The 22994-nt window shown below is 41.3% G+C and carries 24 protein-coding genes; 4 read left to right on the top strand and 20 right to left on the bottom strand.

The genetic code is table 11. The features are described 5' to 3' along the window. Nucleotides 1-93: 93 nt before the first annotated feature. From ACFQ38_RS01965 to ACFQ38_RS01955, 3 genes are read right to left on the bottom strand one after another with little or no spacing between them, the layout of a single operon-like run. Nucleotides 94-510 (bottom strand): Fur family transcriptional regulator, encoded by a 417-nt coding sequence (locus tag ACFQ38_RS01965; protein ID WP_336822636.1) that lies wholly within the window; start codon nucleotides 508-510, stop codon nucleotides 94-96. Continuing rightward, nucleotides 507-1373 (bottom strand): metal ABC transporter permease, encoded by an 867-nt coding sequence (locus ACFQ38_RS01960; protein WP_381479648.1) that lies wholly within the window; start codon nucleotides 1371-1373, stop codon nucleotides 507-509. Before ACFQ38_RS01960 ends, ACFQ38_RS01965 begins: the two co-directional genes overlap by 4 nt. Next, nucleotides 1370-2140 (bottom strand): metal ABC transporter ATP-binding protein, encoded by a 771-nt coding sequence (locus ACFQ38_RS01955; protein WP_381479647.1) that lies wholly within the window; start codon nucleotides 2138-2140, stop codon nucleotides 1370-1372. The genes ACFQ38_RS01960 and ACFQ38_RS01955 overlap by 4 nt, the downstream gene beginning before the upstream one ends. A 154-nt stretch (nucleotides 2141-2294) precedes the next feature. On the opposite strand from ACFQ38_RS01955, the gene ACFQ38_RS01950 reads away from it, so the two are divergent. Then, a complete protein-coding gene (locus ACFQ38_RS01950) occupies nucleotides 2295-2543 on the top strand; it encodes a hypothetical protein (RefSeq protein WP_336822633.1) in 249 nt (82 codons plus the stop codon). Nucleotides 2544-2600: 57 nt separating this feature from the next. Here ACFQ38_RS01950 and ACFQ38_RS01945 read toward each other — a convergent pair whose 3' ends face one another. Beyond that, on the bottom strand, nucleotides 2601-3503 hold the full coding sequence (locus tag ACFQ38_RS01945) for a deoxyribonuclease IV (protein WP_381479646.1): 903 nt from the start codon (nucleotides 3501-3503) through the stop codon (nucleotides 2601-2603). Continuing rightward, entirely contained in the window at nucleotides 3490-4794 is a 1305-nt protein-coding gene (locus ACFQ38_RS01940; protein ID WP_336822631.1) for a DEAD/DEAH box helicase, read from the bottom strand. Before ACFQ38_RS01940 ends, ACFQ38_RS01945 begins: the two co-directional genes overlap by 14 nt. A gap of 113 nt (nucleotides 4795-4907) precedes the next feature. On the opposite strand from ACFQ38_RS01940, the gene vrrA reads away from it, so the two are divergent. Next, the gene (gene vrrA, locus ACFQ38_RS01935; RefSeq protein ID WP_336822630.1) at nucleotides 4908-5372 is read left to right on the top strand and encodes a VrrA/YqfQ family protein; all 465 of its coding nucleotides are present in this window, start codon (nucleotides 4908-4910) and stop codon (nucleotides 5370-5372) included. Nucleotides 5373-5436: 64 nt separating this feature from the next. Beyond that, nucleotides 5437-6414, top strand: coding sequence for a 4-hydroxy-3-methylbut-2-enyl diphosphate reductase (locus tag ACFQ38_RS01930; RefSeq protein WP_336822629.1), 978 nt, complete (start codon nucleotides 5437-5439; stop codon nucleotides 6412-6414). A gap of 48 nt (nucleotides 6415-6462) precedes the next feature. Here ACFQ38_RS01930 and ACFQ38_RS01925 read toward each other — a convergent pair whose 3' ends face one another. The 9 genes from ACFQ38_RS01925 to ACFQ38_RS01885 all read right to left on the bottom strand — a co-directional run bounded on the left by ACFQ38_RS01925 (nucleotide 6463) and on the right by ACFQ38_RS01885 (nucleotide 16013). Beyond that, nucleotides 6463-7581, bottom strand: a complete 1119-nt coding sequence (locus ACFQ38_RS01925) for a Nif3-like dinuclear metal center hexameric protein (protein WP_381479645.1) — start codon at nucleotides 7579-7581, stop codon at nucleotides 6463-6465. Next, nucleotides 7578-8276 (bottom strand): tRNA (adenine(22)-N(1))-methyltransferase, encoded by a 699-nt coding sequence (locus ACFQ38_RS01920; RefSeq protein ID WP_381479644.1) that lies wholly within the window; start codon nucleotides 8274-8276, stop codon nucleotides 7578-7580. The genes ACFQ38_RS01925 and ACFQ38_RS01920 overlap by 4 nt, the downstream gene beginning before the upstream one ends. A gap of 126 nt (nucleotides 8277-8402) precedes the next feature. Beyond that, complete coding sequence (locus ACFQ38_RS01915; protein WP_336822626.1) at nucleotides 8403-8774, bottom strand: cytochrome c; 372 nt, start codon at nucleotides 8772-8774, stop codon at nucleotides 8403-8405. 408 nt (nucleotides 8775-9182) lie between these two features. Then, nucleotides 9183-10322: an acyl-CoA dehydrogenase gene (locus ACFQ38_RS01910; protein ID WP_381479643.1), complete on the bottom strand. Its 1140-nt coding sequence runs from the start codon at nucleotides 10320-10322 to the stop codon at nucleotides 9183-9185. A 93-nt stretch (nucleotides 10323-10415) separates the two neighbouring features. Beyond that, the gene (locus ACFQ38_RS01905) at nucleotides 10416-10964 is read right to left on the bottom strand and encodes a hypothetical protein (protein WP_381479642.1); all 549 of its coding nucleotides are present in this window, start codon (nucleotides 10962-10964) and stop codon (nucleotides 10416-10418) included. Between the two features lie 97 nt (nucleotides 10965-11061). Then, nucleotides 11062-12237 (bottom strand): RNA polymerase sigma factor RpoD, encoded by a 1176-nt coding sequence (rpoD, locus tag ACFQ38_RS01900; protein WP_381479641.1) that lies wholly within the window; start codon nucleotides 12235-12237, stop codon nucleotides 11062-11064. Between the two features lie 36 nt (nucleotides 12238-12273). Next, nucleotides 12274-14202 (bottom strand): DNA primase, encoded by a 1929-nt coding sequence (gene dnaG, locus ACFQ38_RS01895; protein WP_381479640.1) that lies wholly within the window; start codon nucleotides 14200-14202, stop codon nucleotides 12274-12276. 331 nt (nucleotides 14203-14533) lie between these two features. Then, complete coding sequence (locus tag ACFQ38_RS01890) at nucleotides 14534-15346, bottom strand: pyruvate, water dikinase regulatory protein (RefSeq protein WP_336822621.1); 813 nt, start codon at nucleotides 15344-15346, stop codon at nucleotides 14534-14536. Nucleotides 15347-15383: 37 nt separating this feature from the next. Then, nucleotides 15384-16013 carry a helix-turn-helix transcriptional regulator gene (locus ACFQ38_RS01885; RefSeq protein WP_381479639.1) on the bottom strand — a complete coding sequence of 210 codons (630 nt, stop codon included), beginning with the start codon at nucleotides 16011-16013 and terminating at the stop codon, nucleotides 15384-15386. Between the two features lie 383 nt (nucleotides 16014-16396). On the opposite strand from ACFQ38_RS01885, the gene ACFQ38_RS01880 reads away from it, so the two are divergent. Then, nucleotides 16397-17776, top strand: coding sequence for a glycine--tRNA ligase (locus tag ACFQ38_RS01880; RefSeq protein ID WP_336822619.1), 1380 nt, complete (start codon nucleotides 16397-16399; stop codon nucleotides 17774-17776). Between the two features lie 34 nt (nucleotides 17777-17810). On the opposite strand, the gene recO is transcribed toward ACFQ38_RS01880, so the two are convergent. The 6 genes from recO to ACFQ38_RS01850 are packed head-to-tail and all read right to left on the bottom strand — an operon-like array spanning nucleotide 17811 to nucleotide 22964. Further along, nucleotides 17811-18596 carry a DNA repair protein RecO gene (recO, locus tag ACFQ38_RS01875; RefSeq protein WP_336822618.1) on the bottom strand — a complete coding sequence of 262 codons (786 nt, stop codon included), beginning with the start codon at nucleotides 18594-18596 and terminating at the stop codon, nucleotides 17811-17813. A gap of 46 nt (nucleotides 18597-18642) precedes the next feature. Further along, the gene (era, locus tag ACFQ38_RS01870; protein ID WP_336822617.1) at nucleotides 18643-19560 is read right to left on the bottom strand and encodes a GTPase Era; all 918 of its coding nucleotides are present in this window, start codon (nucleotides 19558-19560) and stop codon (nucleotides 18643-18645) included. Beyond that, nucleotides 19541-19954, bottom strand: coding sequence for a cytidine deaminase (locus ACFQ38_RS01865; RefSeq protein ID WP_336822616.1), 414 nt, complete (start codon nucleotides 19952-19954; stop codon nucleotides 19541-19543). The genes era and ACFQ38_RS01865 overlap by 20 nt, the downstream gene beginning before the upstream one ends. Nucleotides 19955-19976: 22 nt before the next feature. Further along, complete coding sequence (locus tag ACFQ38_RS01860) at nucleotides 19977-20327, bottom strand: diacylglycerol kinase family protein (protein WP_336822615.1); 351 nt, start codon at nucleotides 20325-20327, stop codon at nucleotides 19977-19979. Between the two features lie 6 nt (nucleotides 20328-20333). Next, nucleotides 20334-20804 (bottom strand): rRNA maturation RNase YbeY, encoded by a 471-nt coding sequence (gene ybeY / locus ACFQ38_RS01855; RefSeq protein WP_336822614.1) that lies wholly within the window; start codon nucleotides 20802-20804, stop codon nucleotides 20334-20336. A gap of 21 nt (nucleotides 20805-20825) precedes the next feature. Continuing rightward, nucleotides 20826-22964 (bottom strand): HD family phosphohydrolase, encoded by a 2139-nt coding sequence (locus ACFQ38_RS01850; RefSeq protein WP_381479638.1) that lies wholly within the window; start codon nucleotides 22962-22964, stop codon nucleotides 20826-20828. Between the last annotated feature and the right edge of the window lie 30 nt (nucleotides 22965-22994).

Here is a 22994-nt window from a genome sequence, read left to right as displayed (position 1 = left end):
AAATTGTTACCCTTTTTCAGGGTGTAGTTCATCAATCAGAATGACAGATTGGTACCATTTTGATCTGCATGACTTTCCATGAGTGGAATATTATTAATTTGCCGTGCACATAGGACATTTCCCATAGATTTCGAACTTATGACCCTCCACCTCGTACCCTGAAAGATTGACAGAGATCGATTCCATAGGACAATGCGGAATATTTCTCGTCTTGCCACATGCTGTGCAAATGAAATGATGGTGATGGGCACTAATATCACATTGCATCCGAAAATGCTTTTCACCGTTCAACTCAGTCTCTTCCAAAATACCAAGATCAGAAAAAGTCGTTAAGTTTCGGTAGATTGTATCAAAACTAATATTCGGATTGTCTTCAAGCATGAATGTCCGCACTTCATTCGCTGTAATATAACGATCATGCTCGGAAAAGTAAGTTAAAATCCTATCTCTGTTTTTTGTTTTTTTGAATTGATTGCTTTGAAGAATGCGCCACGCTTCGTCTAAGGTCATGCCAAATCCTCCTCCCTATTTTGAACCGATTTCTTCCCAATCGTTTTTTTCCATCCAAGGACGACTAGTAAAATAACAATCGATGTAAGAACGATCGTTCCTCCTGGTGCGATATCCAAATGAAATGCAGAAAATAGCCCAATAATAACAGATAGCTCTCCTATGACAATTGAATAAAACATTGCCCCTTTAAAGCTTTTCGCCATTTGAATTGCAGCTGCAACAGGGATGGTCATAAGCGATGAGACTAATAGAATTCCTACAATCCGCATCGAAGCGCCTATTACAAGTGCTACAATAATCATAAAGAATGTTTGTATAATTTTACCGTTAATCCCAGATACCTTTGCATACTCTGTATCGAATGATAATGCAAATAATTCCTTATAGAAAAAATAAATGAAAGCAATAACAACGATCGCTGTAAAAAGTATAATCCATAAATCTTGCCTGCTTACAGCTGACACAGAACCAAATAAATAACCTACTAAATCAGAGCCGAAACCTTTCGCCAAAGAAATGAAGATCGCACCAAATCCAATCCCAGCTGAAAGAATAATCGGAATGGCAAGCTCTTCAAAATGACGATATGCTCCTCTCAATTTTTCAATGAGCAAAGAACCGCCGACCGCAGTCGCCATCCCTAAATATACTGGATTCAATGCTGAGAAAAACAATACTTGCTGACTTAAATACAAACTTCCCGCAATTCCCGCCAATGCAACATGGCTCAATGCATCAGCTATTAAAGCTAAGCGTCTCACGACTATAAATAGCCCTAATAGAGGAGCAATCACTCCGATAATCAAGCCCGATAAAAAAGCGTTTTGCAGAAATTCATAAGACAAAATCGCACTGATCATTCCTCCACCTCCGTGCTGCTATGATGGATTCGCCTTACAGGATGTCCATACCAAGAAGAAATGTCAGCGTCATCCATTTTCTTATATTCCGATTGCACACCGTGGAAATGAATCGTGCGATTTAGGCAAGCGACATGGGATGCTAAATCCGTAACAAGATCGATTTCATGCGTAACGAGTAAAATCGCGATTCCATGTTCACGATTCAAACCCTTTAGCATAGTATAAAAAGATGTGACATTCTGCTGATCTATCCCAACAGTCGGCTCATCCATTATTAATAGATCGGGCTTCCCAACAAGCGCCCTTGCAATGAAAACCCGCTGTTGCTGCCCGCCGGAAAGTTCGCCAATATTTTTCCTCGCAAATTGTTCCATTTTTACGATTCGCAATGCATTCATTGCTGTTTCTTCATCTTGTTTGGAGAATGGTTTAAACAAACCTACTTTTCGCGTTAAGCCACTCTTCACTACTTCTAATACAGTTGCCGGGAAACCCAAATTGAACGCATTGGACTTTTGCGAAACGAATCCGATTCTCTCCCGTTGTTTAAACGACTCAATGTTTTGCCCAAAAAGCTTTACCGTTCCTGTATCAGGTTTTAATAAGCCCAAGATAATTTTAAGCAATGTAGATTTACCGGATCCATTTGGCCCAATTAACGCCCAGAACTCCCCTTCTTTCACTTCAAGTGAAGTATGTTCAAGTACAGTCGAATGCTCGTATGTAAAACTTACATTCTGACATTCAATTATCGTTTTTTTCATTAATAGGATTCCTTCCTTGTAAAAAATTCCGGTTTTATCGTTCCCGGAAATCGATTCACCCATTTTTAAACAGGAATGATTACGATTAAGACTACTGTAAAAGTATAGCGGAATGTTGACAGAAATACAACCCATTGAGAAGGATGGATGAAGATTGGATTTTATACGCTTCATAAATGATTTGAAAATGTCGAGCGATCGCGATGCACAGGCACTTGCTGCTTCTTATGGAGTTCGCTTAAGCATTGAAGAAATTAGAGCTTTGCGGCCCCTTTTGGATGACATTTCACTCCATTGGTTATTTACCGGTGTTCCCCCTGAATTTGTAGAGAAAGTGAAGAGAGCGGTTGGAGAAAGAAAGGGCGAGGAGTTATTCCAATATTATTTAGACTCGCTAAAATAACATTAAAACCGTTGCAGGAAGTTTACTTACAACTTCTTCCTGCAACGGTTTCATTTGTTAAACGCTTGCCATGAGGCGATCAGGTTCAAAAGTTTTTGATCTCAACATTTCAATTTCAACCTCATACGGTGCTTTTTTCTTTTTAGGGTCACTCCCAATGAATGGCGTCTCCAAAATTTTAGGGATCGCTGTAAATTCAGGATGATGCACGATATAACAGAGTGGATCAAAGCCAATATGGCCGAAGCCAATATTTTCATGCCTGTCTTTCATTGCCCCACGCTCATTTTTACTATCGTTCACGTGGATGACTGAAATCCGGTCTTTACCAATGATTCGATCGAATTCATCTAAAACGCCGTCAAAATCGTTCACAATATCATATCCAGCATCATGGACGTGACAAGTATCAAAGCAAATAGACAGCCTTTCGTTATTCGTCACACCATCTATAATTTTTGCTAACTCATCAAAACTCCGGCCGCATTCACTTCCTTTGCCAGCCATCGTTTCAAGAGCAATTCGGACATCTGATTTGCTGGATAGCACTTCATTGAGCCCTTCAATAATTTTTGCAATACCTTGATCGGCCCCTGCCCCAACATGCGCACCTGGATGCAAAACAATTTGATCCACACCTAATGCTGCAGTCCGTTCGATTTCTTGCTGCAGGAAATCGACACCTAATCTGAACGTTTCAGGTTTGGTCGTGTTCCCTATATTAATAATATATGGAGCATGCACAACAATGTTTGACATGCCATTTTCCTTCATATGTGCCTGGCCCGCTTCAATGTTCAGCTCTTCAATCGGCTTTCTCCTCGTATTTTGGGGAGCACCTGTATAAATCATGAAAGTGGTAGCGCCGTAGCCCAACGCTTCTTCACTTGAACCTAACAACATTTTCTTGCCACTCATTGAAACATGCGAACCTAATAATAGTTGATCATTTTTTCCCATTTCTTCGTTTCAATCTCCTTTCCCGCCTCTTAAAATCCTCAATTTCTTTAGACATTTTCTTTTTATATCCTGGTTTTACTTTTGCTGGTTTCCTTACGAAAGATGCCGCTTTCCGGTCTAACTCATCGACTTCTTTTACACGATTCTTTCTCGCATGGCGGTCTTTCACTTCAAACCATTCGCCATTGCGCACATCTTCATGGACAAATGGGATTCCCATTTTTTCGATTTGGACGATTTTGTCGTCTTCCGAAGGCGCATATAAAGTTATTGCAATTCCTTCAAGCCCTGCCCTTGCCGTTCGGCCAACACGATGGATGAAAAACTCCAAGTCATCTGGCAGCTCATAATTGACAACGTGACTTACTCCTGGTATGTCGATTCCCCTCGCCGCAAGATCTGTCGCAACAATATATTGGAACTCAAGATCGCGAATTTGCTTCATCATTCGATTCCGTTCCCGAGGTGTTAAAGCTCCGTGGATCCTGCCAGCTTTAATGCCGTGATCTGCCAAATAATCCGCAACTTCATCTGCATTCTGTTTTGTATTTGTAAAAATGATTGATAGATACGGATTAATAGATTTCAATACGGACAATAATTTCTTTTTCCGATCCATGCTTCGAACAGGAACAAGTGAATAATGCATGCCTTCCGTTAATGGCTTTCTCTTGCCAATTTGGATATGGACAGGACTATCCATATACTTTGAGAGAAAAGGCTTTAGCTTTTCAGGAATTGTCGCTGAAAATACATACATCTCAAGCTCTGCTGGCATTTTTGAAGCGAACTGATCAATATCTTCAATGAATCCCATGTCAAATGCCAAATCAGCCTCGTCAATGACTAAGATGGAAGCAGTATGGATCGGCAATGCCCCTTCTGTTGATAAATCACGAATACGGCCCGGTGTCCCAACAACAATTTGAGGCGTCGATTTTAATTTTCCAATGGAACGCTGTTTATCCGTTCCACCTATTAGTAAAGCAGTTTTAATTGTAGTCTCAGCAATCAATTTCTTAAGTTCTTCATGCAGCTGCGTTGCAAGCTCCCTAGTAGGGGCTGTAATAACTGCTTGCAGCTCATCTGACTCTTGGTCTATGCGCTCCAATAACGGGATGAGGAAACTATGTGACTTCCCCGTACCTGTATGAGCTTGTCCAATCGCGTTGCTCCCCTTTAAAATCAGAGGAATCATCTCTTTTTGGATAGGAGTCGGTTGTTCGAATCCTAATCGGGCAATCGCTTCGCGGATAAATGGTTTGAATTGATAATCAGTAAATTTGGACATTCATTATGCCTCCTAACGTATTCCTATTGTAGCATGATTCCGTTCCATCGTACGTGATTTTCGCATAGTATATATGTGAAAGTATATATTGACCAAAGGAAAGGGGTTTCATCATGAGATATCAATCCTTCTATCCATTCGCCCGTCAACAGCCGTCACCGTTTGGAATGAGGCCAATGGGCTTTGGCGCTCCAACACAGCAGTTTTTCAATCAGCCGCCAAGAGCGCCTTTTCAAGGGTCGCAAAGGGCTCCGTTCAGGCAAGGACCCGGTCCCGCAGGCATGCAGCAAGGACCGTCAAGGATGGAAATGTACATGCAAACGGCCAACCGCTTTTTAAATACTGCACAGCAATATGCTCCATTAGTCCAGCAAATTGCACCTATGTTCCAAAATTTGCCGGCGATGTGGAGATTATATAAAGGTTTCCAATCTCTGCCGTCGGCAAATAGCGCCACTGCAGCAGCTGGTGGCGCCGGTGGAACTGCAGCCACTGCGCAAAGAGCTGCCTCCGCAGCAGCACGAAGTGCACCAACAAACGCTTCCACTCCAAGGATATTCCAGCCGCCCACTTTATAATTTTGAAACGTACGCCTAACTCCGCTATAATAGGTATAGATCACTTTAGAGGAGTGAGGAACGGATGAAAGTTTTAAAGATTTCCCCACGCGGCTACTGTTATGGGGTTGTCGATGCAATGGTTATCGCAAGAAATGCGGCGCTCGACAAAACATTGCCGAGACCTATCTATATATTAGGCATGATTGTCCATAACAAACATGTAACAGATGCATTTGAACAGGACGGCATTATTACATTAGACGGAAAAAACCGTTTAGAAATTTTAGAACAAGTAGAGAAGGGCACAGTTATTTTCACTGCGCACGGCGTATCGCCGGAAGTTCGTGAATTGGCCCGCAAAAAAGGTCTTGTTTCGATAGATGCTACATGTCCGGATGTTACAAGCACCCACGATTTGATTGAACAAAAAACTTCCGAGGGGTATGAAATTATTTATATCGGGAAAAAGTACCACCCGGAACCGGAAGGGGCAATTGGAGTTGCGCCGCACGCTGTCCATCTTATCGAAACGATAGAAGATGTAGCCTCTTTGAATGTGGAAAGCGACAAGTTGCTCGTTACGAACCAGACAACGATGAGTCAATGGGATGTTGCGCATATTATGGAAGCTCTCAAAGAAAAATACCCTCATATTGAAGAGCATAAAGAAATATGCCTTGCTACACAAGTACGGCAGGAAGCAGTTGCTGAGCAGGCAGGAGAAGCCGATTTGCTAATCGTTGTCGGCGACCCGAAAAGCAACAACTCAAACCGTTTAACTCAAGTGTCAGTTGAAATTGCCAACACGCCTTCCTATCGCATTTCTGACGTATCGGAAATTAACATCGACTGGCTGAAAGGCGTAGAAACGGTCGCTGTAACAGCTGGAGCTTCAACTCCAACTTTAGTTGTGCGTGAAGTGATCAGCTTCCTTGAAAAATTTGATCCGAATAACGCAGATACGCATATACCAGAGCGGAAATTTCAATTGGAAAAGATTTTGCCGAAAATCAAAAATCCTGAACCGGTCAAACGAATTGAACCGTACGCTACATTGTAAAAATACGGACTGCCTTCATCGTCTAACCGAGAGAAGGCAGTCCATTTTTTAAATGAATCGAAATGGCTCTGTATCGATTACTGATTGGATAAAAGTAACCTCATATCCACTCTCTTTACAGAGCTGTTCCATTTTAAGCGCCACGCCTGCAATCATCACTTTTTCAACATGGTGACCAGGATCTATAATCGATAATCCCATCGCTTCTGCATCTTGGGCCGTATGAAAGTCAATATCCCCTGTTACAAATACATCTGCACCTTTCCTTTTCGCAGAATGAATGTATTTGCTGCCGCTTCCACCTAATACTGCCACTTTCTTCACGATTTTATTGCCATCGCCGACAATTCTCAATGCCGGTACGTCCAACGCCTCTTTTACATAATCCGCAAAATCATCGAGCTTCGCTGGTTCTTTGATCGTGCCGACACGGCCTAAACCGTACGCATCCGTCCGTTGGTCCAAAACAAAAAAATCATACGCAGGCTCTTCGTACGGATGGGCATCAAGCATTGCTTTTAACACTTTTTGTCGCAACGGTCCCGGCAATACGACTTCGATCCGTTCCTCTTCAACTTGTTCCATTTTGCCGATTTCTCCGATGAAAGGATCGGCACCGTCTTGTGGCAAGAAGCGTCCGATGCCTGTAGAAGTGAAGCTGCACCCTGCATAATCTCCGATCGCGCCAGCTCCTGCTTTAGTCAATGCTGCACGCAATTCATCCGCCTGTTCAACAGGACAAAAAACAGCCAATTTATAAAGCGGGTCAGAATGTGTCACTTCCATCACTTCCAAATGATTCAAACCTAACTTGTCAGCTAATAAATCATTGACTCCACCGGATGCAACGTCCAAATTTGTATGAGCTGCATAAACGGAAATATCATACTTGATACATTTTTCGACCATTCTTCCTTGAGGAGTATCCGTCCAAATATGCTTCATTGGGCGGAAAATCGGTGGATGGTGGGCAATAATTAAATTCGCCCCTGCTTCAATCGCCTCGTCAATAACATCTTCGTTGACATCTAATGTTACTAACACTTTTTCAACTTGACGGTTTAATTGACCGATATGCAAACCGACCGGGTCCCAGTCTTCCGCGAATCTTTTAGGCGACCATTGCTCAAACAAAGATATGATTTCATGTCCATTCACTTTCTTCAATCTGACAACACCTTCCCTATTAATTGGATTCGCTTGCTCAAATGATCTTTTTTCAAACGGATTTCTTCCGTTTCTGCCGCATGCTCCAAAGATTGCAAGACACGTTGCCACTCTAAAACTTCGCGATTCCATTTTTCTAAAAAAGTATCCGAGCGTTGTTGCAATAAAAAAGGTCCTACAGCAATTTCCAAATCATCATATACCGATTTGCCTTTTTCCAATACGATAATTTCATAAATTTTGCCGTCTTCTTTTAAAATTTGCTCATTGACAATCTTCCATCCGTTTTCCATCGCCCACTGACGAATAGAAGAAGCGTGAATATTCGGTTGCGTTATAATCCGTTTTACGGAAAAGAGCTTATCCTTTCCTTCCTGCAGGATAGTAGCAATCAACGGACCTCCCATTCCTGCAATCGTCACAGTATCGACTTGATCATGCTCTTTAATAGCCGACAATCCATTCGCTAAACGAACCGTAATATGATCATCCAATCCTTCACGTTTTACATTTTTCACTGCGGATTCAAATGGCCCCTTGACGACTTCCCCCGCTATCGCTCTCTCGATTTTATGTGCATGAACTAAATAACACGGCAAATAAGCATGATCGCTTCCAATATCAGCAAGAACGGCCCCTTCTTCTACAAAAGACGCTACTGCCGCAAGACGATCAGACAATTTCACAGTATTCAATTAACCGCCACCTTTCCAATTCGTTATATAACTATTGCTTACTTTATCAAAAGCAGGCAGCTTATTGAATTGAAAAGAGTCATCGGAACATCAGCAAGGTGCCGACTTCCGATGACTCTCCACTACTTATTTAAGAGATAGAAGATACTCTGTCAATTGATCGATTTGATCATCTTCAAGCTTGCTGCCGAATGGTGGCATTCCGCCTTGTGTACCATTCTTGATGATGTCGTGAATCTCTTCTGGAGTTTCAGTTAAGCCAACAAGGCTTGGTCCCATGTTTCCAGTCAAGTCATCACCGTGACAAGTAATACATTGGCCTTGGACGAATTCCTCAGGATCAAAATCCTCGGCTGCTGCATTTTCTTCTGTATTTCCCTCTTCATCCGAACCTGCGATTTCATCTTTTTGTTCAATACCGTAAAGAGACATGAAGAAAATAAGTCCTAATCCAAGCGCAAAAATAAGGATATAAGGCACTACAGGATTGTTTTTCATTGAATTACCCTCCTTCACCGGGATCTATTCTGTAAATAATACAGTACACAACTATCATTGTACTGTATTCGATGAAAAACTGAAAGAGTTATCCTTATTCATTTAACCGTTTGTGACAATTTAGACAAACTTTTTCCGATTTTTGTCGGTATCTGTTTTTGGAAATTCGACCATAAACACAAAAATTACTTAAAAGGCTCGATTTCCAAGGAAGCTGCTAAACCGTTCAATAAAATTGGCGTTTGGATTGTGATTTTCCTTTTCATATGTTCGCAATCATTCTTATCGCTTTCTTGGATAATCGTAATGGATTCCCCACAAACGAAATTCAGCGTTTCGAAGAGAATTGCCGTTGATCGGACAATTTATTATTGGTCTAATGATTTCACAGTATTGAGCTCTTTTCCATTAAACACCAACTTGGCGCGCAATGACCATTCTTTGGACTTCTGAAGTTCCTTCACCGATTTCGAGCAATTTTGCATCCCGCATATAGCGTTCGACTTCATATTCTTTCATATATCCATAGCCTCCATGAATTTGGATCGCTTCATCGGCAATTTCCATCGCAATTTCTGAAGCGTATAATTTGCACATTGCCGCTTCCTTCGTAAACGGACGTCCTTGGTCTTTTAACCATGCTGCTTTATAGACCATATTACGCGCTAGTTCAATTTTCATTGCCATATCAGCCAATTTAAACTGAATTACTTGGAATTCCGATAATGTTTTTCCAAATTGTTTCCGTTCCTTGGAATAGCGTAATGCCCGATCAAAAGCTGCTTGGGCAATTCCTACAGCCATTGCACCAATGCCAATACGTCCACCATCTAACGTAACTAAAAACTGGCGAAAACCGTGGCCGCGTTTTCCTAATAAATTTTCTTTCGGCACGCGAACATTGTCCAATACCAATTCCGTCGTATTGGACGCGTTCAGCCCCATTTTTTCATAGTTATCGATAATGGTGAATCCTTCACTATTTGTCGGAACGATAATGGCACTTATTTCTTTCTTTCCATTTTCTTGGCCAGTAATAGCAGTGAGCGCAAGATGCCTTGCATGGCTTGCATTCGTAATATATACTTTGGAACCGTTAATGACAAATTCATCGCCTTCTTCACGTGCAGTCGTCTGCGTCCCCCCCGCGTCCGAACCTGCATTAGGCTCTGTCAATCCAAATGCGCCGAATGTTTCCCCTTTACATATCGGCGTTAAATATTTTTCTTTTTGCTCCTCGGTACCAAACAAATATAATGGAGCTCCCCCCAATGAAATGTGCGCAGAATACGTGATGCCGGTTGAAGCGCAAGCACGGCTCAACTCTTCTGTGACAATGGCAAAACTAATCGTGTCGCCTCCACCGCCACCGTACTGTTCCGGAAAAGGAAGTCCCATTACTCCCATATCCGAAAGCTGTTTAAAAATCTCTTTCGGGAATTCTTTTGTCCGGTCCCTCTCGATGGCTCCAGGAGCGACAACTTCGTCTGCAAACTCCCGCATCATTTTCCGGATCATCTGTTGTTCATCTGTTAAATCGAAATTCAATTTCTTCATCCCCTTTGTTGTGAACGCTTACATTCTTATTATACCGAATATAATCATTGATTCACAACATTCTATAGAATGAAGTTTATATTCTCATAGAGATGTAAACAAAAAACCGATAATAAGTAGCAAGCCTGCAGCCCCGGAAATCGTGAAATAGATAAGTTTAAGCATCCTTCCGGCGAATAGCCATAAAACACAATTCAATATAAGCAAAGCAATTAATAACATCGTTTGTCCTTCAAAAAAACTCATCCAAACAACTAATGACATGCATAGCAAAATCATTGCACATAACACATACAAAAAAGGAACGATCCCTTTTTTTAGAAGCCTACTGTTCATACTTCCAATCAACAAAGAGATTACCGTAATCGTAGCGATACTCATTGGAATGAGGGGATTGTCTTTAAAAATGAATAATGATGCGCTAACTGCCAAGCCGATAATTGCCAACCAAATATATTGCATTTTAATTGTTTTCTTTTCTTTTGATAGGATAGCAGAAGAAGGTTTGCTTTCTACCTCTTCTCCCTCTGTATACAGCGTCAGCAAGAAATCGCAATAATGCTCCGGCAATAAATTATGCTGTTTCCAATATTTGATTTCTGTTGTGATGATTTTTTTTCTTTGTACACTCATGACCAAACCAAGCCCCTATTCTTATAAAAAAGGCTGTCCGAAAAGTAATTCGCCACTTTTCGGATAGCCTATCCAATTCGCTATATAAGATTGGAAATTACTCCAAGAAATCTTTCAATCGTTTGCTTCGCGATGGGTGTCTTAACTTACGCAAAGCTTTTGCTTCAATTTGACGGATGCGCTCACGAGTTACACCGAACACTTTCCCGACTTCTTCAAGCGTTCTAGTTCTGCCATCGTCCAATCCGAAGCGAAGTCTTAGAACATTTTCTTCTCTGTCTGTCAATGTATCCAATACGTCTTCCAACTGCTCTTTCAGCAATTCATACGCTGCATGATCAGAAGGGGATTGTGCCTCAGAGTCTTCGATGAAATCACCTAAATGCGAATCATCTTCTTCTCCAATCGGCGTTTCCAGCGATACAGGCTCTTGAGCAATCTTTAAGATTTCACGCACTTTTTCTGCTGTTAAATCCATCTCCTCCCCGATTTCCTCAGGTGACGGTTCACGACCTAAATCTTGCAGCAATTGACGCTGCACACGAATTAATTTATTGATCGTTTCAACCATATGAACCGGGATTCGGATTGTTCTCGCCTGGTCCGCAATGGCACGGGTAATCGCTTGACGGATCCACCATGTCGCATACGTACTAAACTTAAATCCTTTCGTATGGTCAAATTTTTCTACGGCTTTAATAAGACCCATATTCCCTTCTTGAATCAAATCAAGGAACAGCATTCCACGACCAACATATCGTTTTGCAATGCTGACGACGAGCCGGAGATTGGCTTCCGCTAGTTTTTTCTTGGCATTTTCCCCCCTAAAGACGATTTCTTCAAGTTCAGGGTCGGGCTTATCCAATTCGGCAAGCTTTTGTTCCGCTTCCACGCCTTCTTGGATACGGATCGCTAATTTGACCTCTTCATCACCAGTCAATAAATCGACCCGGCCGATTTCTTTCAGATACATGCGCACAGGATCGTTAATTTTGACGCCGGGAGGCACACTTAAATCATTTAGGTCGAATTGTTCTTCTTCCTTTCCTCCGTCTTCATCATCGTCTTTTCGATCCATTTCGATCCCTTGGGCTTCAATCTGATCAAGGAATTCTTCAAATTGGTCGGGCTCCATTTCAAATGCGGATAGTTTTTCTGTTACTTCCTCAATCGTTAATTCACCCGATTTTTTGCCTGCTTCTAATAAATTAGCTTTTACTTCTTCTAATGTCATTTCGTTCTCCAATTCTCCGGATTGCTCTTTTTTAGTCATAATACCCGTTCCTCCTTAATTCGCCGGAATACGGCTCTACATTGCCGATAATGATTTCCGGAGCTGTATAATTTCCCTGGCCAGCTCCAGTGCCCGGGTATGATCGTTCATTTTTTCTGCTTCTTTTGATGCATGCATCATCTCTTCAATTTTCTGGATAATGCGTTGCTTGGCCAAATGATGAATACAATCATTCACTTCTTGCTCTCCAGACTCCGGATCTCTATCCATCATTGCCGCTTCCATTACAATTTTACGAAGTTCACGATCCTCGATCGTTTCCGCAAATCTATGAAAATCCGGCTCGCCATGTTGTTCGTAAAATCCGGCTAACTTGACGAAGATTGTCGAATAATCTTCCCGGATGAACATCTCCTGATGATCTTGCCTTACCCTATCGAATAAGGCTCCGTCATTGAGAAGATGGCATAGCAACAATCGTTCAGCCCGATCTATACTCGTCATTTTACGTGGTGCCGCTATTGGTGCAGCTTGTTCGAGTCGTGATTCTTGCCATTGCGCTTTTTCCTGCTTGGCCATTTTGCCTAACCGTTTTGTCAATTGCTCGTGGAGCGCTTCGGCTGATACACCGGTTTCTGCGGATAACTGGCGTATCATTAAATCTTTCTCGATCGGGGATAACTTAGGTGCAAGTTCTTCCAATACTTCATGGATATATTGCAACACATCATTTTCATGTGATAGGTTTTTTGATCGTTTTGCATAAGCAATGATAAAAGACATATATGAATATGGATTGCCAATTACCTTGTTGACGAAAGCATCGCCTCCAAAGGTAGCAATATATTCATCAGGATCCATTTTTCCTGGCAATAAAGCAATTTGCGTATCCAATCCTTTTTGAATGGATAGATTTGCAAACCGTTTTGCTGCCTCCCAACCTGCATCATCTCCATCGCAACAGATGATCAGTTGATTTGCAATGCGTTTCAATTTCAATAGATGTGTTTCAGATAAGGATGTTCCCATTACTGCCACGCTATTCAAAATTCCTGCACGTTCTGCGGCAATTGTATCCATAAATCCTTCAAATAGTATTACTTTACCCGATTTACGTACATTAAGACGCGCTTGGTGAAAATTATAAAGCAGTCTGCTCTTTTCAAAAATGGGGGTTTCTGGACTATTTAAGTACTTAGCTTCTTCTTTTGAATCAGAAAGACGCCTTCCAGAAAAGCCGACTACATTTCCATTATCGTCATGAAGCGGGAACATGATACGTCCACGAAAACGGTCAAAATAGCCTGTCCCATCTTGTTTCATAATAATGAGACCTGCTTTTTCCATCTCCTTCATATCAAATTTTTTCCGCTGCAATAATTGAGTTAACGTTTCCCTATCTTCCAAGGACCAACCTATACCATACTTTTCGATATGCTCACGGGTAAATCCTCTATTCTCCAAATAATGCAAGGCCTTTTCGCCCTCAACCGTATTAAGTAATAAATGACTATAGAAATTAGCAGCAAATGCGTGCGCATCTAAAAGAGACTGATGCTCATTACTTTTCTTTTGAACAGCTCCGTCTGCGCTAAATGTTTCAATTGCAATCCCTGATCGGCTTGCAAGTTTAGAAACTGCTTCGGTAAACGTAGCGTTTTCAATATCCATAACGAATGTAATGGCATTTCCGCTCGCACCGCAGCCAAAACAATGAAATAATTGCTTTTCTTCAGTAACTGAAAAAGATGGCGTGCTTTCGCCATGGAAAGGACATAAGCCGAAGTAGTTCTTCCCCCTTTTTGTTAGCTGGACGTATTCACCGATCAAATCAACAATATCTGTTTTCGAGCGGATCTCTTCAATTGTCTCTTCTGGTATTTTCGTCATTGAATCACCATTCCACTCTCTTACTGAATTCGAGATAGATTCCGCAAATCCTGCTTTTTCGACAAAATAATTTTTAAGTGATGATTTGTAAATTAATAGAGTGTAGTTAAGCAATTGTTGCAAATCGCCTTTATTTTTTCTAGTTTGACTCAAAGCGTTCAGTATATTCTTCCTTGCTTATTTCGTTTCAAATTATACATCGTAATCTATTATTATGCGAAAAAAAGTATTGAATATACGTAATGACAATTGCAACTCAACTTTCATCTCATCAACTAATCCAACTTACGCACTTAGTAAGCTCTTAACATCATACTATTATTTATCAAATTGACGAATTCAAGTTTTACCAAATAACTATTGTACACATCCGCAAAAGAAGAACCAACCATTTTGCCCGGGTGGTCCTTCCAAAGGATGCTACACGTTCTATGCAAATAAACAATTAAAAGCGATTTGACATTTCGCTCATAATAAGATTTGCTGTTTCTTCAACAGCACGATTGGAAACATCAATCACTTTGCAGCCTATCTTAGAAACGACTTTATTGAAATGATCTAATTCTTGCCTGATCCGGTCGATTTGTGCGTAATTCGCATCATCTTTCAACCCTAAAGTGAGCAGTCTCTCTCTTCGAATCGAATTTAAAACTGAAGGAGAAATGACTAAACCGAAACATTTATTTGGATCGATTTGATAAAGCTCTTCCGGAGGATCCACCTCCGGTACTAACGGCACATTTGCAACTTTAAACCTGCGATGTGCCAAGTATTGCGATAAAGGTGTCTTTGACGTTCTTGAAACGCCGACAAGCACAATATCAGCCTTTAAAACACCTCTTGGGTCCCTTCCATCATCATATTTAACCGCGAATTCAATCGCTTCAATTTTTTTGAAATAATCGTTGTCCAATTGCCTAACAAGTCCAGGTTCTTCGAAAGGCTTCTCAGTAAGCTGCTGACTGATTTTATCGACAATTGGTCCTAACAAATCAATGCATTTCAACTGATGCTTGCGGCATTCTTCCAACAGCTTTTGACGCATATTGCTTTTTACTAATGTATAAATGATAATTGCATCTTGCCTTTTCGCCAAATAAGCGATTTCAGTTAGCTGCGATTCATCTTCAACGTGGGAAAAACGTTTCATCGATACTGTTTCCAAGTCCTGTCTAAATTGGCTTGCTGCTGCTTTTGCAACTAAATCTGCGGTTTCGCCGACAGAATCGGAAACTATGAACAATGTCAATTTCCTCATTTGATCACTCCTACTCATTATGCTTTTGGGTAATTGATCATAATTCATGCTCTTCCGCCAATGAAAGAAAAGCGGCAGTTATATTCGTCTTCGTAATTCTTCCCACTACTTCAAGGCCCTTGCTCTTTTCAACAATGACAGGCAAGGAATCTATTTGTTTATCCATCATCTTTTTTGCTGCATGTATAAGCGTATCTTGCTTTTTGCAATATGTAATATTCGGCATTCGTGTCATAATGACGTGGACCGGTAATTTTTCCAATTCGGTTGTGCCAATACTTGTGCGTAGCAAATCTTTTCTTGATAACACACCTGACAAGCAAGAAGATTTATCAACAACGAAGAGCGTGCCTACATCTTCTAAAAACATTTGACAAATCGCATCATAGACCGATACATTTTCGTTCACGACGACAGGGATTGACTGGAAATCCCCGACTTTCATGCCGATCATTCCATCTGACACCGATTGGGTCGGCTTTTTTCCGGAATAAAAATAACCAACCCTTGGCCTTGCATCTAAAAATCCTGCCATTGTTAGGATTGCCAAATCCGGCCTAATCGTCGCTCTCGCCAATTTCAATCGCTCGGCAATTTGTTCACCGGTAATCGGACCATCCAATTTGACGATTTCAAGGATTTCGGTCTGGCGCTTATTCAATTCCATATGAATCACCGCCCTAATCGTTCGATAATATATCCTTGATTAGTATAGCATTTTGATTCTATTTTTCCTATCCCCGCGGCTTTGAGGAAATAATATCATTCCTTTCATACAAAAGATTGCAGAGATTCAACATCCATGCTACACTAATACAGAATTTATCTACTATGTAATTGAATAAGCGACGACAGGTCTATAAGTAATGCCAACATTAGCGAGCGGGGATTGGTGAAAGTCCGCACCGGCATGAAACGGCAACCTTGAGCTATCGATTTCCAAAGAGGGTTGTTATTCAACCAATCGGGGTGGAACCGCGGGTGAACACGCACTCGTCCCCGGACGTTACGTCCGGGGATGGGTGCTTATTTTATTTGGAGGGATGATCTATGTTGAACATGGAGCAAATTGTGAACTTATCAAAACAGAGAGGATTCGTCTTTCCTGGCTCTGAAATTTATGGTGGGCTGGCGAACACTTGGGATTATGGCCCATTAGGCATCGAATTGAAAAATAATATTAAACGTGCTTGGTGGCAAAAATTTGTCCAAGAGTCTCCATATAACGAAGGATTAGATGCAGCAATCCTTATGAACCCTAAAGTTTGGGAAGCATCTGGCCATATTGGCAACTTCAATGATCCAATGATCGACTGTAAAAAGTGTAAAACGCGCCATCGTGCAGACAAACTGATTGAAGATGCATTGGATGCAAAAGGCATTGAAATGGTCGTTGACGGCATGCCTTTCGAGAAAATGGAGGAATTGATCCAAGAACATCAAATCGCATGTCCAACTTGCGGCGCTATGGATTATACAGGCATTCGCCAATTTAATCTAATGTTTAAAACTTCTCAAGGTGTAACAGATTCATCTGCAAACGAAATCTTTTTACGTCCAGAAACTGCACAAGGTATTTTCGTAAACTTTAAAAATGTTCAGCGCTCCATGCGCAAAAAAATGCCATTTGGTATTGCACAAATTGGTAAAAGCTTTAGGAATGAAATTACACCAGGAAACTTTACATTTAGAACACGTGAATTCGAACAAATGGAATTAGAGTTCTTCTGCAAACCGGGCGAAGATATGAAGTGGTACGAATATTGGAGGGACTTCTCGAAACAATGGCTTCTTGACCTCGGCTTAACTGCCGGCAACATTCGCCTGCGTGAGCATAATGAAGAAGAGCTATCCCACTATTCGAAAGGCACAGTTGATATTGAATATAAATTCCCATTCGGCTGGGGCGAGCTTTGGGGCATTGCGAACCGTACAGATTTCGACCTTTCACGTCATATGGAACATTCAGGAGAAGATTTCCATTATCAAGACCCTGTTACAAACGAAAAATTCATTCCGTATTGCATAGAGCCTTCCGTCGGTGCGGACCGCGTAACATTAGCGTTCCTTTGCGATGCTTATGCAGAAGAACAATTGGAAGGCGATGATAAACGTACAGTGATGCGTTTCCACCCTGCCATTGCACCTGTGAAGGCGGCAGTCTTGCCTTTATCGAAAAAGCTATCTGAAGGTGCAGATGAAGTATATGCGGAATTGAGAAAGCATTTCGTCGTCCAATACGATGATTCCCAGTCGATCGGTCGCCGCTACCGCAGACAGGATGAGATCGGAACGCCATTCTGCATTACGTATGATTTTGACTCCGAAGAAGATCGCCAAGTGACAGTGAGACATCGCGATTCAATGGAACAAGTACGTATGCCGATCGCTGATGTAAAAGAATACATCGAAAAGCACTTAACTTTTTAATAAAATGAAATAGAATAACCCGGAAGAAAAGGACTTAATCATCCTTTTTTTCCGGGTTTTCTCTTTTCGGAAACAGCTCAGGCGTCCTTTCCAACTGGTCAAGAAACGCTCTCGATTTCAATCGGATACCGGTCTGTTCATCATATACTGTGCGGACTAATTTTTTCATAAATTGCTTCGTCGCCCGTTTAAGTGTCAAAGAACCAACTTGCTCAATCGGCACTGTATAAAATGTCCGAATAAGCCTTAGTTGAGTAGGGGTAATACGTATTAAATAAGGATCGGTCGAAAAGCAACGATGACAGAGAAAACCTATCTCCTGAAACGAAAATGCGAATTCCCCTTCTGTCGCTCCACAATTTGCACATTGATGGAGTACTGGATGGACACCTGCTACAGGCAACATTTTCCACTCGACAAATAAGCTGATCGCTTCTGGATCATATCCTTCATTGATGGCATGCAATGCCGCCTGTAATAAGCCGAATACGTTCGCTCGCTGGTCAAGATCATCCGTAAGCTTATCAATCAATTCGACAACATAACTCGCATACGCGGTCGCTTCAAGATCTTCTCGAATATGACGCATAGAATCAATCGGGTCGCCCTGTTCCAACGTCCCCATTCCCCGACCTGTACGAATAAGAAAATATCCGTGAGTGAAATTTTGCGTAACAGCAGCCAATCTGCTTGCCGGCTTCTTCGCACCTCTCGCCATAGCTGTCATTTTGCCGGCTTCCCGTGTATAAACCGTTACAATTTTGTTGGCCTCGCCATATGGTATGCTTTTGAGAATGATTCCTTCCCATTTATTTAGCAAGGCAACCACTCCTTCTTCAGCTTTGTTTAATCAGTAAACAGCATGATTAATATTCATCCTCGCGGAATCCAAATTCACGGAGCTGTCCGGGTTTATTTCGCCAATCCTTTTGCACTTTTACCCATAGTTCCAAAAATACTTTCGAACCTAACAGCATTTCAATATCACGTCTTGCGCGAGTGCCAATTTCTTTCAATAAAGCACCTTTTTTCCCAATTATGATGCCTTTTTGTGAGTCACGGTCTACAACGATTGTCGCCATGACATTCACGATATTTCGTTCTTCTTCACGATCAATCTTCTCAATGACGACTGCTATCGAATGGGGAATTTCTTCACGCGTCAAATGGAGCACCTTTTCTCGGATCAATTCTGAAATGATAAACCGTTCTGGATGATCGGTCACTTGATCATCAGGATAATACTTAGGACCTTCTGGCAAATAATTCGTCAAAGTTTCCATAAGACGTTCTACATTATTGCCGTTTAAAGCCGATAAAGGCACAATTTCAGCAAAATTATACTCTTCCGTGTAAGAAGTAATAATCGTCAAAAGATCGTCAGGATGAACGAGATCGATTTTATTGATTACTAAAAAGACAGGTGTCTCCGTCTTTTCAAGCATGTCGATAATGAAACGGTCACCGCCGCCAATCGGCTCATTCGCATTCACCATAAACATGATGACATCGACTTCTTTTAACGTATTTCTTGCTGATTTCACCATGAAATCCCCTAATTTGTGCTTCGGCTTGTGAATACCTGGTGTATCGATAAAAATGAGCTGCGAATGATCGGTCGTCACAACACCTTGCACTTTGTTCCTCGTCGTTTGCGGCTTATCGCTCATAATTGCAATTTTTTGCCCGACAACACGATTTAAAAACGTAGACTTCCCTACATTCGGTCTACCAATGATGGAGATAAAACCGGATTTGAATGGATTATTGTTGTCTTGCAGCATATGATAAATCCTCCTTCGTAAAAGCACCTGGAAGGAGTTCGGCAACTGTTGTTTCTTGTACATCACCTTTTAAATTTGTTAAATAGACCGGCATTGAACCGTCACAAAACTCCGCAATCACTTGTCGGCAAGCGCCACAAGGAGAAATAGGACCTTCCGTATTACCAGTAACAGCAAGCGCTTTAAACGTTTTAACACCTTCTGAAACTGCCTTGAAAAATGCTGTCCGCTCAGCACAATTCGTCATACTATATCCAGAGTTCTCGATATTGCAGCCGTGGTACACCTTCCCATCCTCCGACAGAAGAGCTGCTCCTACAGGAAATTTTGAATAAGGCACATATGCCATTTCTCGGGCTTTCTTTGCCTCTAACATTAACTTTTCTTTATCCATAAAAAAACCTCTCTAACGTAATTTATAAAAACCATTTTGGGATGAAAATGATGAGACCGATCATTGCACTTGCGATTGCAAATATTAAAACTGCACCTGCAGCAAGATCTTTTGCTTGTTTCGCCAACAAGTGGAATTCATCGGTCACTAAATCCACTGCCCTTTCAACTGCAGTGTTCATCAGTTCAAGAGCAATCATCCCGCCGATCAACATAATGATGATCAACCATTCCATCTGTGACAAACCGCTTAAAAAACCAAGAACAATCGTCAGTACCGCTGCCGCAAGATGAAACTTCAAATTTCTTTCGGATGCGAATCCATGAAGAATCCCCTTCATCGCATAATAGAAAGACTTGAAAAAACGATGCATGCTACCTCACCTTTCAAGTCCGAATGATGTGAGAATCTCCTTCTGCCTGCCGAACATTTCCTTTTCTTCCTCTTCAGTCATATGGTCGTACCCTAAAAGATGCAGGAAGCCATGAAGTGCCAAGAAACCAATTTCTCTTTGCTCATCATGCCCATATTCCTTCGCCTGCCTTTTAGCTGTTTCTACGGAAATGAGGATATCTCCTAATACAGTCGGCATATCATCTTCAAGAATTATCGCGACTTCTCCTTCAGCCATTTCTTCCAAAGCAAAAGAAATAACATCCGTCGGCGTATCTTTACCGCGGTATTCTGCATTCACTTTCCGAATTTCCTCATCCGTCATAAATGTTACAGACAGTTCAGGATGTCCAGAAAGCCCTTCCATTTCAGCTGCATGATTTAATACGTTTCGTACTAACGTTTCCACTTCTTCTTTTACAGTACCCGTTTCATCATTGAAATAAAGTTCCAGCATTCAATCACCTTCCTTTAAAAGTTATTCTGGATATTCAATTCTGCTATGGAAAATGCCATTCAGCGTCTCACAAATGACTTTTTCAACTTTCCGAAGCTCTTTCATTGATAAATCGCATTCGTCAAACTGCCCGTCATTCAGCTTGTCCGTAATAATTGCTTTGACAAGATTGGCAATTTTTTCAGGCGTCGGATCTTTCATCGAACGGACAGCCGCCTCCACACTATCAGCTATCGATATGATTGCAATTTCCTTCGTTTGCGGTTTCGGACCAGGATAGCGATAATCAGCTTCTTTAACATCTTGTCCCATTTCACGAGCTTTAACATGAAAATATTTTAGCAAACTTGTTCCGTGATGCTGCCTGGCAATATCGATGATTTCAGCAGGCATTTTATGCTTTTTCAGCAGCTCTGCTCCATCAACCGCATGAGCAATAATAATATCCTTGCTCTTATCCGGCGGCAATTCGTCATGAGGATTTTGCCCTCCATGCTGATTTTCAATAAAAAACGTCGGTCGAATCGTTTTTCCAATGTCATGATAATAGCTTCCTACCCTCGCCAATAGCCCATTCCCGCCTACCGACTCACATGCTGCATCTGCCAAGTTCGCGACCATGACGCTATGGTGGTACGTGCCGGGCGTCTCCGTCAATACTTTTTTCAATAACGGATGGTTCGGATTGGACAATTCAATTAAGCGCATATCGGATAATAAACCGAAGCCAGATTCAAAGAAAGGCATGAGGCCAATCGTGAGCGCGCCAGATAATATGCCCGAAGCGATTGCTGCAGCGAAATAGAAAATCAATTCATTCAGCTCATAATTCGATTGTGTCATTAACAAGTAAAAACCTATAAATAAAATATTGGCAACTGCAACCCCTATGCTTGTTCGCAAAATGTTAGAGCGTCGTCCATTATTTCCTAATAAATACAAGCTGAGCAAACCGCTAAATAAAATATAAAGAGTAAGTTCCATCTGCATGATCGCCGCATAACCTTCTTGTAGCATAATCCCAGCTGTAGCAGCAGTTATGATGGTAATCATCAAGGCCATCCGTTCATTCGTTAACAGCTTAATGAGGAGTGGCGCCAACGCAGTCGGAAAAAGAAATGCGACTTGGACGTCAAATTCTTTATCTATTAAACTAATTAATTTCATCATGATGACGAGAATAAAAAATATTGAATAGACGATGAACAAAGCCTTCTTCTTGCGATTTTTATTTTCTTCCCATGTGTAAAAATGCATATACATAATTACAGATAAGAAAAGAACAAATAAAGCAAGTCCTAACATCGGCTTCATAGAGGACTTGTTCGTCAAAAGGCCCGTCAATTCCAATTGCCGGTATATTTCAGAATCAATGAACTGACCTTCCCTGACGATAACTTGTCCTTGCAGAATTCTTGTTGGCTCAACTGCATTCTTTTCCTCTTCAATGCGCTTATCTGTCAGTTCACGATTAATTGTTTCCGTTTCTACTACTAACGATCTACCTAACGTAATCAAAGTTTGCAATTGATCGGAAGGAATTGCATCCGACAGCCGCAGCTTTCGTTCCACTTCATATCTTACACTAGCTAAATCTCCTGACCGTATCGGTTTTGATAACTCATCACCAATAATTTTCGTCAGTTCCTGTTGCATATTTCGTAAATCGGAAGGATCTTCCTTCAGTAAGCTAATGATCGCATCGTCAGTCAATCGAAGATTCGGTTCCTCTTCTTCTAATTTCTTCAGCTTTTGGCGGATTTCTTTAATTTGCTCCGACCTGCTTTTCGTTTTGACTTCTGCTCCATCCTCTGTATCAGCAGCACTCTTTTCATTTTCCTCTTTCGCTTCGATTATGAAATCAAATAATGAGGCTGCAATCGCTTGCCTGATTTTAGAAACCTCTTCATTAAACTGATAAAAAGGGGTTACTTCTGCAGCGATCCTCTTCTTTTCTTGCTCTGTCTTCACTGTGTCTTCGACCGTTTTTAATGATCTGACGGTTTTTGGGGATATTTTAAATTCATGCAATTCGTATGTTTCCTGTTTTACATTGCCGTACATCAATAAAAATAGAAGAATAGCTGATAGGCTTATTACAAACATGGACATATATTTGAACTTCAGCGATTTGAATAGGTTCACAAGCGGTCTGAACAAGAAAACATCCCCCTATCTCTTTCTCTCTAT

Origin of the sequence: Sporosarcina contaminans (assembly GCF_042679045.1) — a bacterium.
Classification (GTDB): domain Bacteria; phylum Bacillota; class Bacilli; order Bacillales_A; family Planococcaceae; genus Sporosarcina; species Sporosarcina contaminans.
Note: the sequence above shows the minus strand (reverse complement) of the source record. Positions and strands in the feature narration are given on the sequence as shown.

What these genes read in the sequence shown, in the direction of transcription:
- ACFQ38_RS01965 (WP_336822636.1), bottom strand. Translation starts at nt 510, where the DNA reads ATGACCTTAGACGAAGCGTGGCGCATTCTTCAAAGCAATCAATTCAAA.
- ACFQ38_RS01960 (WP_381479648.1), bottom strand. Translation starts at nt 1,373, where the DNA reads ATGATCAGTGCGATTTTGTCTTATGAATTTCTGCAAAACGCTTTTTTA.
- ACFQ38_RS01955 (WP_381479647.1), bottom strand. Translation starts at nt 2,140, where the DNA reads ATGAAAAAAACGATAATTGAATGTCAGAATGTAAGTTTTACATACGAG.
- ACFQ38_RS01945 (WP_381479646.1), bottom strand. Translation starts at nt 3,503, where the DNA reads ATGGGAAAAAATGATCAACTATTATTAGGTTCGCATGTTTCAATGAGT.
- ACFQ38_RS01940 (WP_336822631.1), bottom strand. Translation starts at nt 4,794, where the DNA reads ATGTCCAAATTTACTGATTATCAATTCAAACCATTTATCCGCGAAGCG.
- vrrA (WP_336822630.1), top strand. Translation starts at nt 4,908, where the DNA reads ATGAGATATCAATCCTTCTATCCATTCGCCCGTCAACAGCCGTCACCG.
- ACFQ38_RS01930 (WP_336822629.1), top strand. Translation starts at nt 5,437, where the DNA reads ATGAAAGTTTTAAAGATTTCCCCACGCGGCTACTGTTATGGGGTTGTC.
- ACFQ38_RS01915 (WP_336822626.1), bottom strand. Translation starts at nt 8,774, where the DNA reads ATGAAAAACAATCCTGTAGTGCCTTATATCCTTATTTTTGCGCTTGGA.
- ACFQ38_RS01905 (WP_381479642.1), bottom strand. Translation starts at nt 10,964, where the DNA reads ATGAGTGTACAAAGAAAAAAAATCATCACAACAGAAATCAAATATTGG.
- rpoD (WP_381479641.1), bottom strand. Translation starts at nt 12,237, where the DNA reads ATGACTAAAAAAGAGCAATCCGGAGAATTGGAGAACGAAATGACATTA.
- ACFQ38_RS01890 (WP_336822621.1), bottom strand. Translation starts at nt 15,346, where the DNA reads ATGAGGAAATTGACATTGTTCATAGTTTCCGATTCTGTCGGCGAAACC.
- ACFQ38_RS01885 (WP_381479639.1), bottom strand. Translation starts at nt 16,013, where the DNA reads ATGGAATTGAATAAGCGCCAGACCGAAATCCTTGAAATCGTCAAATTG.
- ACFQ38_RS01880 (WP_336822619.1), top strand. Translation starts at nt 16,397, where the DNA reads ATGTTGAACATGGAGCAAATTGTGAACTTATCAAAACAGAGAGGATTC.
- era (WP_336822617.1), bottom strand. Translation starts at nt 19,560, where the DNA reads ATGCTGCAAGACAACAATAATCCATTCAAATCCGGTTTTATCTCCATC.
- ACFQ38_RS01865 (WP_336822616.1), bottom strand. Translation starts at nt 19,954, where the DNA reads ATGGATAAAGAAAAGTTAATGTTAGAGGCAAAGAAAGCCCGAGAAATG.
- ACFQ38_RS01860 (WP_336822615.1), bottom strand. Translation starts at nt 20,327, where the DNA reads ATGCATCGTTTTTTCAAGTCTTTCTATTATGCGATGAAGGGGATTCTT.
- ybeY (WP_336822614.1), bottom strand. Translation starts at nt 20,804, where the DNA reads ATGCTGGAACTTTATTTCAATGATGAAACGGGTACTGTAAAAGAAGAA.